Origin of the sequence: Amycolatopsis rubida (assembly GCF_900115345.1) — a bacterium.
Taxonomy (GTDB): Bacteria; Actinomycetota; Actinomycetes; order Mycobacteriales; family Pseudonocardiaceae; genus Amycolatopsis; species Amycolatopsis rubida.
In genome coordinates this window covers 177,836-194,042 of the sequence record NZ_FOWC01000001.1, presented here as the reverse complement: position 1 = coordinate 194,042, position 16,207 = coordinate 177,836, and the positions used below count along the sequence as shown (strand labels likewise).

The window sequence follows — 16,207 nt, the reverse complement described above, 5'->3', positions numbered from 1 at the left end:
TGCGTCGGCCCGTGAGGGGAGACCTGGTTTTGAGTGACGAAACAATACGCCTCTCCGTCGCGGGGAAGGTCGTGCGACGGCGATGGCGAGCGTTGCTGCTGCTCGCGGTGGTCGGCGCGGGTGTCGGGGCCGGGGCTTCCGCCGTGTTGTCGCCGGGTTACGAGGCGCAGGCCAGTGTGTTGCTGCAGGGACCGCGGCAGCCGGACGAACTGCTGACCCAGGCGCAGGTGGCGACGAGTTCGGTCGTGCTCGACCGGGCGTCGGCGGCGCTGGGCCTCGGGATTCGCGGGACGGATTTGCAGAAATCGGTCGGCGCGTCCGTCGCGCAGGGCAATGTCGTGACGATTACCGCGAAAGGCTCCAGCCCGGAGCGCTCGCAGCAGCTGGCCGATCAGGTCGCGGGCGAGTTCGTGAAGTATTCGACGCAATTGCTCGGAAATTCCGCCGATCAGGCCGCGCAACTGGCGCAACAGCAGAAGGAAGCGCTGCGGCAGCAGATCACGCAGACCAACCAGCGGATCCTCGATCTGTCGAAGTCCGTGGAAACCGGCGACACCGTCGAGGGGGTGCAAGCCCGCACGACGTTGCAGGGCTTGCGGACGGCGCTGGAGCAGGCGGTCAACAACCTCAACGCGGCGGACGCGGCGACCGGCGCGGGCAACATGGTCGTGCTCGGCCCGTCCGAACGGCCGTCTTCGCCGTCCGCGCCGACCTTCCCGCAGTTGACAGTCGGCGGCGCGGTGTTGTTCTTCGTGCTCGGGATCCTGGCCTACCTGTTCGGCGCGAGGACCGACCGGAGGCCGCGCGCCGAAGGCGAAATCGGTGCCGCGCTCGGTGCTCCGGTGCTGGCGAGCATCGACATCCCGGCGGGCTCGGACGCACCGGCGAAGTGGTGGCGGAAGGCCGTCGGGAACGACCGGCCGTGGAATCTGCCGGAGGTGGCGGCATCGGCGGACGACGCGGCACGCGAGGTGCGGTACCGCCGCGTGCTCGCGCGGCTAGGCGCGGATCGTGACGGAGTGCTGCGGCTGCTGATTCTTGTTCCGCGCGGGGATGCCTCGGCGCGGAAGGTCGCGGAGCAGTTCGCTGACGCCGCGCGCGGCGACCGGATTCGGGTCGAGGTCGCGGTGACCGAAATCGAGGTGGTGCCCGGGGCGCAACCGATCGTGCCGGACGGAACGGCAGGTGTGCTCGTGGTGGTGTCGCTCGGCTCGCGCAACGCGTGGGAACTGGTTTCGATTTCGGAGGCTTGCTCGGACGCCGGGCACGAAATTCTCGGTGCCGTGCTGGCCCGGGAAGTCCATCTTGCGGGCGGGACGAAGCACCAGCCGGCCGCCAAGCAGCGCACCGACGAGCTGGCGGGTGCGCGATGAGCACGGGACAGGTCCAGCCGCTGGTCGATCTTCAGCGGCTGGTGGTCGCGCTGCGGCGCAAGCGGCGGTTCTGGCTGACGACGGCGCTGGCCGGGCTGATTCTCGGCGGTGCGGTGGCGGTCTTCCTGCCCGCGCCGCCCACCGCGGTCACGAAGATCATGGTGATCCACCCGGACGATTCGCCGACCGACAGCGGCACGCTGATGCGCACCGACGTCGCCGTGCTGTCGACGGCGAACATGGCGGCGGCCGCGCTGAAGCGGATCAACAGCACCGAATCGCCGTCGGACTTCCTGAAGGATTACGCCGGGCTCGGGCTTACCAACAACGTCATGCAGGTGACGGTCAAGGCGAAGACGAAGGACGACGCAGTCGCGAAGGCCAAGGCGCTCGCGGACGCGTTCATCGCCGACCACACGCAGCGCACGCAAGCAGCCGCGACCGGCCGTTCGAAGGCGTTGCTACAGCAGCGGGATCAGGCACAGGCGCAGCTGGCGGACATCGACAACCAGGCGGCGGCTGAGGTCGGGAAGGGACGCAACTCCAACGCGGGTGCGCTGGAGCAGCTCTACACCCAGCGCGCGAACCTGGTGTCGAAGATCGCCGATCTGCAGAACCAGGCGCAGCAGGCCGGGATCGGGTCGCCGGAGGTCATCGCCGGGACGCAGATCGTCGACGCGCCGGCGATCGAGCCGGTGTCCAAGCTGAAGGCCTACGGCACGCCCGCCGGCGTCGGGCTGGCGTTGGGTCTCGCACTCGGGCTCGCGTTCGCCGCGGTGACCGCGTTGGTCCGGGACCGGCCGGTCTTGCGCCGCGAAATTTCGCAGCACCTCGGGGCTTCGGTGATCGCGCAGGTCGGCGTGAAGCCGATCGGCCCGGCGAAGCTGTGGCGGCGGTCGAAGGCGGTGACCGAGTCCAGCCGGGTCGCGCTCACGCTCGCGCGGGCGGCGCGGGAGGACCGGGCTTCGCTGTCGCTGCTGGAGATCGGCGCGGCCGCGACCGCGGCGGAGCTGGCGGTGGAACTCGGCCGGTCGCTGGCCGAGGACGGGCCGGTGGTGCTCGTGGACGACCTGCCGGGCAAGGACGTGTCGAAGCTGCCGGTGGAGGGGACCGTCCAGGTCGTCGAGGCCGGTGACCCCGCGGTGGCGCGGGCGGCGCGCCGGGTCGGGGTCGGCACGGCTGCCCCGGGCACGGCGTGGACCGACCTGTCGGCGCTCGGTGCGGAGACTGTGCTGGTGGTGCGCGCCGGGTTCGCGAACACGCAGTGGCTGCACACCGTCGCGCGGCAGCTCGCCGACTGCGGCGTGCCGATCCTCGGCGTGGTGCTGGTCGATCCGGATCCGACGGACCACACCGACGGCACGCTCTGGGACGGGCTGCACACGGCGTTGCGCGGGCGCGCGGCAGTGGTCGCGAGGAAACAGGACGAGGTGGTCGAGCTGGAGCTGCGCGACGAAACCAAGCCGATCGAGTGGCCGGTGAAGCCCGGCCGCCGGTTTCGCCCGCTCGACCGGACCCGTCCGCCGGTGGACCCGGACGCGCCGACGAGACGGCTCAAACCCGTTCAGGAAAGCTAGGGGGAACCAGGCGCATGTGCGGCATCGCGGGCGCGTACAGCTGGCCGGAGGGCGGCCCGCTCACCGACCGGCTCACCCAGTGCCTCGCGCACCGGGGCCCGGACGGCGACGGCCGCTACGACCACCGAGGTGTCCACTTAGGACACCGGCGGCTGTCCATCGTGGACCTGTCGGAAACGGGCGCGCAGCCGATGACAGCCGAGGGTATCGCCCTGACCTACAACGGCGAGCTGTACAACGCGCCGGAGCTGCGGGCCGAACTCGAAGCCGCCGGGGTCCGGTTCCGCGGCACCTCCGACACCGAGGTGCTGCTGCGGGCCTGGCGGGAATGGGGCACGGACTGCCTGCCGCGGCTGCGCGGAATGTTCGCCTTCGCGGTGTACGACGAACGCACCGGTGAGCTGGTCCTCGTGCGGGACCAGCTGGGCATCAAGCCGTTGTTCTTCGTGCGGCGCGGAGGCGGGGTCGTGTTCGCGTCGGAGCTGAAAGCGCTGGCTCGCGAACTCGGCGACACCCTGAACGTCGATCAGGCGGCGATGATCGCGTCGCTGCTGTACTACTGGGTCCCCGACAGCCGTTGTGCCTACCGCGAGGCGGAAAAACTGCCGCCAGGCACGTGGCTGCGGTTCCGGCCGGACGGCAGCACGGACGCCGGGACTTACTGGTCGCTCCGCGAGGTCGCCGAGGAAGGCGCGGCGTATCGCGGCGAGGTCGACCTGCACGCGGTCGTCGAGGAATCCACTCGCAAGCACCTGCTGTCCGACGTCCCGGTGGCGACCTTCCTCTCCGGCGGTCTCGACTCCAGCTACCTCACCGCGCTGGCCGCGCGCGAGCAACCGGGAATTTCGGCTTACACGATCGGTTTCCGTCCCGAGGACGCGAAATTCGAGGCAATGCCGGACGATCTCCGTTACGCGCGGATCGTGGCCCGCCAGTTCGGCGTGGACCTGCACGAGATCGAGATCGCGCCGGACGTGCAGGATCTGCTGCCGCGGATGACGCACCACCTGGACGAACCGATCGGCGACCCGGCGGCGATCAACTCGTACCTGATCTGCACGGCGGCCCGCGAGGCCGGTGTGAAGGTGCTGCTGTCCGGGATGGGCGCGGACGAACTGTTCGCCGGGTACCGCAAGCATGTGGCGAATCTGCTGGCGTTGCGCTACCGACGGGTGCCCGGGGTGGCTCGCCGGGCGATCGGGGCGGCGGTCGGCCGGCTGCCGGTCGCGTCGTCCACCCGCGGCTACCGGTCGGTGCGGTTCGCGAAGCGGTTCCTGTCCTTCGCGGACCTTCCGGAGGAAACGGCGTTCCGGCGCAGCTACACCATGTACGACCGGGCCGAACTGCTCGACCTGGTCTCACCGGATCTTCAGTCCGAAGTGGACGATGTGCTCACCGAGCACGCCGACATCTACTACGACACGAAACTGACCGACCAGGTGAACCGGATGTGTCTCGCCGACGCGCGGATGTTCCTGCCCGGCTTGAATCTCACCTACACCGATCGGTCCACCATGGCCGCTTCCACCGAGGTGCGAACGCCCTTTGTGGACGTCGAGGTGGTCCGGGCGGCGTTCCAGGTTCCTGGCCGGGAGAAGATCGCCGGCCGCCAAGGCAAGGTGGCGTTGAAGAAGGCGGCCACGGCGATCCTGCCCGATGAAATCGTGTACCGGCCGAAGGGCTTGTTCAGCGCGCCGCTGCGGGCGTGGATGAGCCGGGACCTCGCGCCGCTGGTGCGGGAGGTCATCGAAGACGGCGTACTGGTCGAGTCCGGATTCCTGCAGCGCGACGCCCTGCGCAGGCTGGTGGCCGAGGACGCCGCCGGGCGCGAGGACCGCGCGAAACATCTTTGGCACGTGCTGACCCTTGAGTACTGGTACCGCGGGGCCCTCCGCGGCGAGCGGCTAGGAGTCCAGTGAAACAGGTAGTGCAGAACTACAAGAGCGGCGAACTGGCCCTGCTCGACGTCCCGGTGCCGGCGTGCAAGCCGGGCGGTGTGCTGGTCCGCAGCCAGTACTCGCTGATCTCGACCGGCACCGAGATGATGAAGGTTTCCGAGGCTGGGATGTCGCTGCTGGGCAAGGCCCGGTCACGGCCGGACCAGGTCGCGAAGGTCATGCAGAGCGTCGCGACCAACGGGCTCGCCGCGACTTATCGCAAGGTGTCCGGGAAGCTCGATTCCTATACGCCGCTAGGGTATTCACTGTGCGGTGTGGTCGAGCAGGTCGGCGAGGGCATCGACGACGTCGTGGTCGGCGATCTCGTGGCGTGCGCCGGGAATGAGCATGCGCTGCACAGCGAGCTGAACTGGGTGCCGAAGAACCTGTACGCGAAAGTGCCGGCCGGGCTTTCGCCGCGGCAGGCGGCGTTCGCGACGGTCGGCGCGATCGCGATGCAGGGCGTCCGGCGCGGCGAACCGCAGCTCGGTGACCTCACGCTGGTGATCGGGCTCGGCCTGATCGGACAGCTGGTCGTGCAACTGCTGGTGGCGAATGGCGCGCGGGTCGTCGGCGTGGACCCGGATGCGCAGCGCTGCGAACTCGCGCGGGAACTGGGCGCGCTCGCCTGCGGGCATCCGGCGTCCGGGGAGATCGACCAGGCAGTGGCCGAGCTGTCCGGCGGCTACGGCGTCGACCAGGTGTATCTCGCCGCGGGCGGGGCGTCGAACGATCCGGTGGAGCTGGCCGCGCGGCTCGCGCGCGACCGCGGCCGGGTGGTGGACATCGGCAAGATCTCGCTGAACCTGCCGTGGAACGCTTACTACGAAAAGGAACTCGACGTCCGGTTCTCCCGGTCCTACGGGCCCGGCCGGTACGACCCGGCCTACGAGCTGGCGGGCCGCGACTATCCGATCGGCTACGTGCGCTGGACGGAACGGCGCAACCTCGAATGCTTCCTCGACCTGGCCGCACGGGGCAGGCTCGACGTGACGCCGCTGATCAGCCACACCGCGGACTTCGCGAGAGCGGTCGAGACCTACCGGGCGCTCAACGAGGGCGAGCTGAAGGCGGTCGCGGTGCTGTTCCGCTACCCGGACGCGCCGCCCGCCGAGGACGAAAGCGTGGTTTCCGCGGTGCCGGCGGCGGCAGCGGTGGAAACCCGGCCGAACCCGTTGCGGGACTTGCGGATCGGGTTCATCGGCGCGGGCAACTACGCGTCGTCGATGATCCTCCCGCACCTGGCCGGGGACGAGCGCGTGCTGCTGACTGACGTCGTCACCACGTCGGCGCTGTCCGGAGCCAACGCCAAGCGCAAGTTCGGGTTCGTCTCGGCGAGCACCGACGTCGCCGCGCTGCTGGAGGATGACCAGGTCAGCACGGTCTTTGTGGTGACCCGGCACAGCTCGCACGCCGAGCTGACGCGGCGCGCGCTACTGGCGGGCAAGGCGGTCTTCGTGGAGAAGCCGCTCGCGTTGTCGGAGAAGGAATTGCGCGGCGTCGTGGACGCGGTGGCGGAATCGGGCAACAACCGGCTGCAGGTCGGGTTCAACCGCCGGTTCGCGCCGCTGCTGGTCGAGGCGAAGAACCAGTTCGGCCCGCGCGTCGGCCCGGCTTCGGTGCGGTACCTGGTCAACGCGGGCAGGCTGGACGCGAACAGCTGGTACAACCAGGCCGATTCCGAGGGCAGCCGGTTCGTCGGCGAGGGCGGGCACTTCATCGACACGGTCAGCTGGTTCCTCGGCAGCGACCCGGTTTCGGTCTACGCCACCGGCACCCCGGGCAACCACGACCTCCAGGTGCTGCTGCGCTACGCCGACGGCTCCACCGCGGCGATCAGCTACCTCACCAGCGGCAGCACCTCGTTTCCCAAGGAAACGCTGGAAGTGCTCGCCGACGGCAAGGTGCTGAAATTCGACGATTTCGTCCGCGCCTCGGTATACGGGCCCAAGCGCTGGACCAGCTCGCGGCTGCCGAAGGCCCGCGACAAGGGTCAGCGGGCCGAACTGGACGCGTTCATCACCGCGTTGAAGACCGGCGTCGCGATGCCGATCAGCCTCGACTCGCTCGTCTCCACGACGCTGGCGACGCTCGCCGTGCACCGCAGCCTCGAAACCGGTGCGCCGGTGCGGTTGGAGCGGTGATGGACCTGTCCTGGTACCTGCGCCGGCTGTCCGCGATGGGTCCGGCGGAGATCGTCGGCCGCGTCGGGGACGTCGTGCGCAAACAGCGGTGGCGCGGCGAACCCCAGCGGCAGCCGGTCTGGTCCGCGACCCGGACGTTCCCGGCCTGGCCCGCCGAGCCGGAGGCGCCAGCGACCGGACGGGACCGGCTGGTCGCGGCGGCGGACCGGCTGATGGACGGGCACGCCGAGTACTTCGGGGTGGCGCGGGACGATCTGGTCGCGCCGGACTGGGCGTTCGATCCGAAGACCGGCCGTCGCGCGCCGGGGGACCGGTACTCGTTCGAGATCCCGTACCGGGACGAGAACGCGATCGGCGACATCAAGCAGATCTGGGAACCTTCGCGGCATCAGCACCTGACCGTGCTGGCCGCGGCGTACCGGATGACCGGCGACGACCGCTACGCGCACCGCGTGGCCGACCAGCTGAAGTCCTGGTGGGCGGCCAACCCGCCGATGCGCGGCGTGCACTGGCTGAGCGGGATCGAGCTGGGGATCCGGCTGCTGTCGTGGGTGTGGGCGCGGCGGTTGCTGGACGGCTGGTCCGGTGCGCCCGGGCTGTTCGAGGACAATCCCGAAGCGCTGCGGCAGATCTGGCACCACCAGCGGTGGCTGGCGGCGTTCCCGAGCCGGGGCACTTCGGCCAACAACCACGTGCTGGCCGAAGCAGCCGGACAGCTGGCGGCGTCGTGCGCGTTCGACTGGTACCCGGAGTCTTCCCAGTGGCGATCGGACGCGATCCGCTCGCTGGACTTTCATCTGCGGGCCAACACCTTCACCTCCGGCCTGAACCGCGAGCTGGCCACCGAGTACCACGGGCTCGTGCTGGAGCTGGGCCTCGCCGCCGCGCTGGAAGCCGGTTCACGGCTGCCGCGTTCGACCTGGCTGGAACTGCGCGCGATGTGCGACGCGCTCGCGGCCATTGTGGACTGTTCCGGTCGGCCGCCGCGGCAAGGCGACGCCGACGACGGGTACGGCCTGATCGTGGACGGACCGGATACCGACCGCTGGCATTCGCTGCTGGCCACCGGCGACGCGCTGTTCGGCCGCGAGGAATGGTGGCCGAAGCTGCCCGCCGACGACGTGCGCACCGCGTTGTTCGCGGCCTTGCGCTCCCGGGTGCCCCAGCTCGACAACGCCCGTCAGCAACCGGTTTTCGCCGACGCGGGCATGACGATCCTGCGCAGCGACAACGGCCCGGAGATCTGGTGCCGCTGCGACAGCGGCCCGCACGGCTTCCTCGCCATCGCGGCGCACGCGCACGCCGACGCGTTGTCCATCGAGGTCCGGCACGACGGCGTCGACCTCCTCGCCGACCCGGGAACGTACTGCTACCACGGCGAACCCGAGTGGCGCGCGTACTTCCGCTCCACGCTCGGCCACAACACGCTGCAACTCGGCGGAGTCGACCAATCGACTTCCGGCGGGCCGTTCCTGTGGACCCGGCACGCGCAGTCGCGCACTCTCGCCGCAACGCCGGCCCAGTGGCAGGCCGAGCACGACGGGTACGCCCCGGCACTGCACCGCCGTAGCGTCGAGCTGTCCGGCCGGACGCTGACCGTGGTCGACGAGGTGACCGGCGGTGGTTCCGCCAAACTCGCCTTCCACCTCGGCCCGCTGCTGGATGCCGAGCTGGACGGAAGCACCGCGCGGCTCACCTGGCCCGGCCGTACCGCGACGATGGAGCTTCCGCCGCAGCTCGCCTGGACCGCGCACCGAGGCGAGGCGAATCCGCCGCTGGGCTGGTACTCGCCCGGCTTCGGCCGTCGCGAACCGGCCACCACGCTTGTCGGCTCCGGTCCGGTCACCGGGCCGCTGACCACCGTGCTCCGCCTGCCCTGATGCCGAGAGGATCCACCGTGCGAAGGACTTTGCTGCTGGGGGTGCTGCTCCCGCTCGCGCTGGCTTCGTGCAGCTCGTCCGGGGCCGTGCCCGCTCCGGCCGCCGGATCGACTTCGCCGCAGGGGCCGGTCGCCGCGGTCTGCGACCACCTGCCGCCGGGTCCGGCGACCGCGCCCGCCGGGGCCGTCCGGGTGGATCCGGCGGTAGTGGACGATCTGTCGGCGAAAACGAAGAACTCCCCGGCCGGTACGACGTTCTGGCTCGCTCCCGGCACGCACCGGCTCAGCGACGACGAGTACGCCCAGGTGCGGCCCAAGGACGGGGACGTCTACCTCGGCGCTGCGGGCGCGGTGTTCGACGGGCGCGAGAAGAACCGGTACGCCTTCGCCGGCCCGGCCAAGGACGTCCGGCTCGCCTCGTTCACCGTGCAGGGCTTCACCGCGCCGCGCGACGAGGGCGTGGTCAACCACGATTCGGCCCCCGGCTGGGTCATCCAGCACCTGACCGTGCAGGACAACGACGGGGCCGGGCTGATGGCCGGGCCGAAGCAGCAGATCCTCGACAGCTGCCTGCGGCGCAACGGCCAGTACGGCCTGAACGCCTACTCCGGCTCCGCGGTGGTGACCGGGCTGGTGCTGCGCGGCACCGAGGTCACCGGCAACAACACCGCGAACTGGGAGGCCAAGGTCCCGGAGTGCGGCTGCACCGGCGGCATGAAGTTCTGGGCGGTGGACGGCGCGGACGTCGTCGGCAACTGGATCCACGACAACCGCGGCACCGGGCTGTGGGCCGACACGAACAACAACGATTTCCTGATCGAGGGCAACCTGATCGAGAACAACGACAGCGCCGCGATCATTTACGAGACCAGTTACAACGCGATCATCCGCGACAACACGTTCCGCCGCAACAATCTGCCCGACGGCCGTGCGCACGCCGGCCGGGGCGACCCGTTCCCGTCCGCGACGATCTACATTTCCGAGTCCGGCGGCGAACCGAGGTTGAAGGCCCGCACGAGCAACCTGGAAATTTCCGGAAACCTGCTGCAGGACAACTGGAACGGCGTGATCCTGTGGGAGAACGCCGACCGGTTCTGCCACAGCCCGGCCAACACCTCCAGCGGCTCGTGCACGAAACTCGTGCCGAATGTCAGCACCTGTTCCGCGCCGGCGATCGCGAAGAAACCGCTGTACGGCGACTGCCGGTGGAAGACCCAGCGGGTCGTGGTGCAGCACAACCAGTTCACGCTCAACTCGAAGGCGCTCGGCTGCGAAGAGGTGTGCGGCCGGATGGGCGTGCTGTCGAATTTCGGCAGTTACCCGGACTGGTCGCCCTACCAGGGTGCGGTGATCCAGCAGGCGATCACGTTCCAGCAGGACAATTCCTGGCGCGACAATGCTTACGCCGGGCCGTGGTCGTTCGTCGCCAAGGAAATGAGCAACATCATCGGCATCGGCGAATGGCAGAGCGCGCCGTACCACCAGGACGCGAATTCGAGCTACAAGCCGAACGGGGGTGGCTGACATGGCCGAATTGACCGCCACGCTGCCAGCCGAAACGAAATCGGCACCGAAGGCGGTAAGCGCGGCTTGGGCGCTGCTGATCCTCAACACGCTCGGCTCGACCGGTGCGCAGACGGTGATCCCGTTGCCGCGCGCGGTGATCCAGCTGGTCACCATGGGCGCGCTGATGGGCGCGTTCCTGCTCGCCCTGGTGCTGAACCTGCGGGTCAGGATCCGGCCGAGCGCGTACCTGATGCTCCTGTCCTTCCTGCTGCTCACGAGCATCGTGGCCAGCGTGGACCTGGAATCCGGCCTCGGCGCGCTGTTCCGGTGCTTCCGGTTCGCGGTGTTCGTCGCGACGCTCTGGCTGCTCAGCGGCTGGTGGGACGGGTCGTTCACGTTCGTGCGGGCGCACATCCGGATGTTCGGCGCGGTGCTGATTTCGGTGGTGCTCGGCCTGGTGACCGCCCCGGGCAAGGCGATGCCGGACATCTACGGCGGCCGCCTTTCCGGCGCGGTGTGGCCGCTGACGCCGCCGCAGATCGGCCAGTACGCGGCGGTGATCGCGGGTCTCGCGGTGCTGATGTGGCTCGGCAAACGGACGGACGCCAAGAGCGCGTTGATCGTCGTCGTGCCTTCGCTCGGGGTGCTGCTGCTCACCCACACCCGCACCGCGACGCTCGGGCTCGTCGCCGGGCTGATCGTCGCGCTGCTGTCGCAGGGGCTGGTCAGCGCGCGGGCGCGGAAGGTGTTCGCCGGGATCGTGCTCGTGGCCGGCTTCGCCGCGCTGGTGCTGGGCGGCTTGCTGCAGGCGTGGTTCCTGCGCGGCCAGAGCACCGACGATTTCTCCAGCCTGACCGGTCGCGCGAAGGTGTGGGACGCGCTGCTGTCCGCGCCGCGGACCGGATTCGAGTACCTCTTCGGCGTCGGCCTTACCGACAAGTCCTATGACGGCCTGCCGATCGACAACAGCTGGCTGGCGATCTACCACGAGCAGGGCTTCGTCGGGATCGGGATCGTCGCCGCGTTCCTGCTGGTGCTGGTCGCGATCGCGGTGCTGCGGCCGCCGTCGCTGGCCAGGGCGTGCGCGATTTTCCTGATCGCCTACTGCGTTTCCGCGTCCTACACCGAAGCCGGGCTCGGCGACGCGTCGCCGTACCTGCTGCATCTGGCGGTCGCCGCGTCGTTGCTGGCCACGGGAGAGGCTCCAGCGAGGGAGAAGCTGGCGTGAAGATTCTGGTGGTGCACAACCGTTACCGGTCGGAGCAGCCGAGCGGCGAGAACAACGTGGTCGACGCCGAGGTCTCGCTGCTGATCTCGGCCGGGATCGACGTGCGGCGGTTCGAGCGGCACAGCGACGACATCGCGTCGATGCCGTTGGCGCGCAAGGCGCTGGTGCCGTTGCGAGTGCCGTGGAACCGCGCGTCGCGGACGGCATTGCTGGCGCAGCTGCGCAGGGAGCGGCCGGACGTCGTGCACGTCCACAACACCTTCCCGCTGCTGTCGCCGTCGGTGCTGGCCGCGTGCGCAGACGCGCGGGTGCCGGTGGTCGCGACCCTGCACAACTACGGTCTCGTCTGCCCGCCCGGCACGCTCTACCGCGACGGCCGGATCTGCACCGACTGCGTCGGCGGCCTGCCCGTCCCCGCCGTCCGGCACGGCTGCTACCGCGACTCAGCCGCCGCGACCGTGCCGATGGCGGTAAACCTGCTGGTCAACCGGGACCGCTGGCGAACCGGCGTGACCCGGTTCTTCTGTATCTCCGCCGCCCAGCGCCGCCTTCTCGTGGACGCGGGCCTGCCCGCCGCGCGAATGACGGTGAAGCACAACTTCGTCCCAGACCAGGGCCGACGGCGCAGCGGCGAGGGCGAGCACCTCCTGTTTCTGGGGCGGCTCACCGAGGAGAAAGGCATTCCGCTGCTCAAGGCGGCGTGGGAGCAGTATTCCGGCAAGCTGCCGTTGCTGATCGCCGGGACCGGGCCGCTGTCCGACGACGTCGCGGCCTGGGCCGCCGGACGGGACACCGTGTCCTACGTCGGCCTCCAGGACCGGGCTTCGTGCCAGGAACTGATCGCCCGAGCGGCGGCGGTCGTGGTGCCCTCGACGTGGCTGGAGGCGTTCGGTCTCGTAGTGGTGGAGGCGATGGCCGCCGGGGTGCCGACGGTCGCGCCCGCGCACGGAGCGTTCGAGGAGCTGGTCACCGACGGCGTCACCGGCCTGCTGCACACTCCCGGGGACGCGGCGGCGCTGGCCTCAGTTTTGGCCGACGTGCTGGACCCGGAGCTGAACCGGAGGATGGGCGAGGCCGCGCGCCAGCGGTACGAGGCGGACTTCACCCCGGACGTGGGGCTGAAACGGCTGCTCGAAGGCTACGAGGAAGCGATTTCCACGGTATGAAGGAAGCTGTGCGCGATCGACTGAAGACCTCGCCCCGGGCGCTTCCGATCGTTCTGCGCACGCCTTCGCTGGTACTGGCCGCGCTCGGCTTCCTGGCGCTGATCGCGCTGGGCCTGCGCTTCGCCGGGCACTCGGTGCCGAGCGCGTTCGACGCCCCGCTCCTGCCCGGCCCGGACCTGGTGCCCGACCCGTGGTGGTACTTCGCGACGGCGATCGACTTCTGCGGCGAACCGCTGGGCGCGCTGCTGATCCTGGTACTGGTGATCGGCGGTTGCCTGCTGACGCACCGCCTGCGGACAGCGGCGCTGGCGGTGGTCGGCTGCGGGCTGACGGTGGCGGTGACTTCGGTGCTGAAGCCGCTGACCGGCCGGACGATTCACGGGAGTTATCTGTCGTTCCCCAGCGGCCACACCGCTTTCGCGACCGCGCTGGCGTTGACCGGGGCTTACGTTCTGGCCGGGCGGTCGGGCCGGGTCGCGGCAGTGGCGAGGACGCTGGGGTTCGCCCTGGTCTGCGGAATTCTGATGGCGTGGGCCGAGGTCGGGCTGGGCGCGCACTACCCGACCGACACGATCGGCGGCTTCGCGGCGGCGCTGGCGATCGTGCCGGTCACCGCCTGCTGGATCGACCGCATCGCCGCCCGCTGACCGCGGTGTGGTTCCCCGCACGGCTGGTCAGGCGTGCCGGAACAGCTCCAGGTCGAAGGACTCGGCGATCGCCGCGTGCCCGGCGTCGGTCGGGTGGACTCCGTCGGCGGAGACCAGCCCGGCGCGCATTTTCGTCGGCTCGGCCGGGTCGCGCAGCGCCGCGTCCAGGTCGGTGACCGCGTCGAACTCGCCGCTGTCGCGGATCCAGCGGTTCACCTGCTGGCGGGCGTCCTCGAACTCTTGAGTGAAGACCGGGGATCCGCCGATCGGCGGCAGCGTGCAGCCGACGACCCGCAGGCCGTGCAGCCGCGCCCGGGTGAGCAGCAGGCGGTAGCCGTCGACGAGGTCGGCCGCGGTGGCCTGTTCGCTGTCCGGCATTCCCGGCAGGGAGCCGAAAATCAGGTCGTTCCCGCCCACGGACAGGATGATCCAGCGGGCGCCGGGGCGGGCCAGCACGTCGCGGTCGAAGCGAGCCAGCGCGCTGGTGCCCATGCCGTCGCTCTCGCGCAGGACGCGGTTGCCGGAGATGCCCATGTTGACCACCGCGCGGGGCGGAAAATCGGAAGCGAACCGGCGGGCGAGGACCGAGGTCCAGGGTGCGTCGGTGCCGGGCGTGGTCTCCATACCGTCCACAAGGGAGTCACCGAAGGCGATGACGGTGGCGGCGGTGCGCGGCGCGAACACGTCGATGCCGGTGAGCCACAGGTACGACTGGAACTCGGTGGCGTCCCGCAAGTCCGTCGAGGCGGTTTGGTCGCCTGGGGCGAGCCACGCCGTGCGGAGTCCGACCTCGTGGACCGTCGGGGTGACCTTCTCGCCGGGGAGATACAGCGAGACAGCCAGGTCAGTCTGCGGGGACACGGGGTACTCGACCGGGTCGCTGTAGATCTGCGCGCCGGTCGGCAGGACCACCTCGGGACGGTCGCTGAAGGTGAGCTGGGTGCCGTCGAGGAAGGCGGCACCGATGCGGACCGGCGGGTGGCCGAAGGAGTTTGAAAGGGCGACGCGCACGGCGGTGCCGCCGACGGTCGAACGCGCCACCATGCGCACGGTTTGCGCGCTCACCGTTTCCGGGGTGGTGCCGAAGTCCGGCGGTGCCTCGTCGGGCATTTCCGGCCCGCCGCCGGACTCGGCCGCCGTCGCCAGCTGCTGCGCGGTGCCCCAGGCAGCGATCCAGTGGTTTTCCATGATGTCCACCTCTGCGAAAGGGTCAGAACCAACGGGTGAGGGCGTTTTCGAACGAGCCGGGGTCCGGGTCGCGGTCGCTGGCCCAGGCGACGATGCCATCCGGCCGGACGAGCACGGCGTCGTAACCGAGGTCGTCGTGCGCCGGGACGGCCTTGTACTGGACCGGGTAACGCTCCGCCACGTCGCGCAGCCGTCCGTCGTCGCTGAAGTCGAGGGCGACACCTTGGCCGTCCTGCAGCAGCTCGCCGAGGCGATTGCCGTCGGCGAGACGGAAGTCCGGCGCGTTGTGGCCGACCAGCGGATGGTCGTCGCCGAGGTCGTAGCGGAGCGACAGTCCTGAGGCGCGCTCGAAGACGTAGGTGGTACCGGCGCGGGTTGTCATCAGGTCGCGCGTCACAGCCTGGATCGCCCGGGAGTGCGGGTCCGGGCGCATGACCGCCACCTGGGCTCGCGACCAGTCGAGCACCCGCGCGCCGATCGGATGGCGCTCGGCGACGTAGGTGTCGAGCAGACCGTCCGGCGCGGCCCCGCGCACGGTCGCCGCGAGCTTCCAGCCCAGGTTCATGGCGTCGCCGATGCCGAGGTTGAGCCCCTGCCCGCCCAGCGGCGAGTGGATGTGCGCGGCGTCGCCGGCGAGCAGGACACGGCCGCGCCGGTATCCGGTCGTCTGCAGTGCCCGGTCGGTGAAGCTGGAGGCGAGGTGCACTTCGCCGAGCGTCACGTCGGTGCCGGAGACTCGGCGCAGCACCGTTTGAAGGTGCTCGCGGGTCAGGGGCTGCGAACGGTCGTACGTGCCGCCGTCGAAGTCCAGCACGCCGAAGTGGCCGGGCGTGGGCATCGTGAGGTACATGCCCGCCGGGGTCAGATTGAAGCCAGGAGTCAGCTCGCCGGGATCGGCGAACGTCGCCAGCGCGACGTACCCGGTGAGCTGCGGCTCAGTGCCGACGAAGGCGAAGCCCGCGAGCCGGCGCACCGTGCTGCGTCCGCCGTCGCAGCCCACGAGCCAGCGAGCCGGGTACTCGTGGTCGCCGTCGCGGACGAGCACGCCCTCGTCGTCCTGGACGAGACCGGAGACCTGGACGCCGTGCCGGATCTCGGCACCGTGTTTGACCGCCCGTTCGGCCAGCACCGTCTCGACCGCTTCAAGGCTGGTCATGATGCCGTCCAGGGCCGGGCTGGGCAGCCGGTAGGGCAGCGCGGAGAGGTCTACGTCGGCCGGGTCGAGGGGAGTGCCGGCGAAATGGCCGACCCAGCTCGGGCGCACCTGCTCTTCCTCGGCGGGGGCCAGGCCGGACTCGGCCAGCAGCGGACGCAGCATTCCGCGGCGGTAGAACGCCTCGGCCGACCCGCCCGACAACCCCCGCATCCCGAGCGGCATCTTCCGCCACGGGGAATGCGGGTCCGCCTCCTTTTCCAGGACCAGCACCGAACAGCCGGCGAGCGCCAGTTCACCGGCGAGGAACAGGCCGACCGGCCCGGCTCCCGCGATCACTACGTCATGCATGACAACCCCTTCTTCTGTGTGGTGAGCCCGAGATTGCCCGCCGCCGCTCACACGAGGC

At 70.2% G+C, this 16,207-nt stretch carries 11 protein-coding genes; 9 read left to right on the top strand and 2 right to left on the bottom strand.

Features of this window, described 5'->3' with window-relative positions; translation table 11 throughout:
• Positions 1-29: 29 nt before the first annotated feature.
• The 9 genes from BM362_RS00965 to BM362_RS00925 are packed head-to-tail and all read left to right on the top strand — an operon-like array spanning position 30 to position 13,457.
• Entirely contained in the window at positions 30-1,373 is a 1,344-nt protein-coding gene (locus tag BM362_RS00965) for a YveK family protein (RefSeq protein WP_244287008.1), read from the top strand.
• Positions 1,370-2,950 carry a Wzz/FepE/Etk N-terminal domain-containing protein gene (locus tag BM362_RS00960; RefSeq protein WP_093571909.1) on the top strand — a complete coding sequence of 527 codons (1,581 nt, stop codon included), beginning with the start codon at positions 1,370-1,372 and terminating at the stop codon, positions 2,948-2,950. Before BM362_RS00965 ends, BM362_RS00960 begins: the two co-directional genes overlap by 4 nt.
• Positions 2,951-2,964: 14 nt before the next feature.
• Positions 2,965-4,869 (top strand): asparagine synthase (glutamine-hydrolyzing), encoded by a 1,905-nt coding sequence (gene asnB, locus BM362_RS00955; protein ID WP_093571908.1) that lies wholly within the window; start codon positions 2,965-2,967, stop codon positions 4,867-4,869.
• Positions 4,866-7,031 carry a bi-domain-containing oxidoreductase gene (locus BM362_RS00950; RefSeq protein ID WP_093571907.1) on the top strand — a complete coding sequence of 722 codons (2,166 nt, stop codon included), beginning with the start codon at positions 4,866-4,868 and terminating at the stop codon, positions 7,029-7,031. The genes asnB and BM362_RS00950 overlap by 4 nt, the downstream gene beginning before the upstream one ends.
• Positions 7,031-8,911 (top strand): heparinase II/III family protein, encoded by a 1,881-nt coding sequence (locus BM362_RS00945; RefSeq protein ID WP_093571906.1) that lies wholly within the window; start codon positions 7,031-7,033, stop codon positions 8,909-8,911. The genes BM362_RS00950 and BM362_RS00945 overlap by 1 nt, the downstream gene beginning before the upstream one ends.
• Positions 8,911-10,434, top strand: coding sequence for a right-handed parallel beta-helix repeat-containing protein (locus BM362_RS00940; protein WP_093571905.1), 1,524 nt, complete (start codon positions 8,911-8,913; stop codon positions 10,432-10,434). Before BM362_RS00945 ends, BM362_RS00940 begins: the two co-directional genes overlap by 1 nt.
• 1 nt (position 10,435) lies before the next feature.
• Entirely contained in the window at positions 10,436-11,644 is a 1,209-nt protein-coding gene (locus tag BM362_RS00935; RefSeq protein ID WP_208865084.1) for an O-antigen ligase family protein, read from the top strand.
• A complete protein-coding gene (locus BM362_RS00930; RefSeq protein WP_093571904.1) occupies positions 11,641-12,810 on the top strand; it encodes a glycosyltransferase in 1,170 nt (389 codons plus the stop codon). The genes BM362_RS00935 and BM362_RS00930 overlap by 4 nt, the downstream gene beginning before the upstream one ends.
• A gap of 8 nt (positions 12,811-12,818) precedes the next feature.
• On the top strand, positions 12,819-13,457 hold the full coding sequence (locus tag BM362_RS00925; RefSeq protein ID WP_093572681.1) for a phosphatase PAP2 family protein: 639 nt from the start codon (positions 12,819-12,821) through the stop codon (positions 13,455-13,457).
• A 27-nt stretch (positions 13,458-13,484) separates the two neighbouring features.
• On the opposite strand, the gene BM362_RS00920 is transcribed toward BM362_RS00925, so the two are convergent.
• Positions 13,485-14,645, bottom strand: a complete 1,161-nt coding sequence (locus tag BM362_RS00920; RefSeq protein ID WP_093571903.1) for an SGNH/GDSL hydrolase family protein — start codon at positions 14,643-14,645, stop codon at positions 13,485-13,487.
• A gap of 22 nt (positions 14,646-14,667) precedes the next feature.
• Positions 14,668-16,149 (bottom strand): FAD-dependent monooxygenase, encoded by a 1,482-nt coding sequence (locus BM362_RS00915; protein ID WP_093571902.1) that lies wholly within the window; start codon positions 16,147-16,149, stop codon positions 14,668-14,670.
• Positions 16,150-16,207 lie beyond the last annotated feature (58 nt).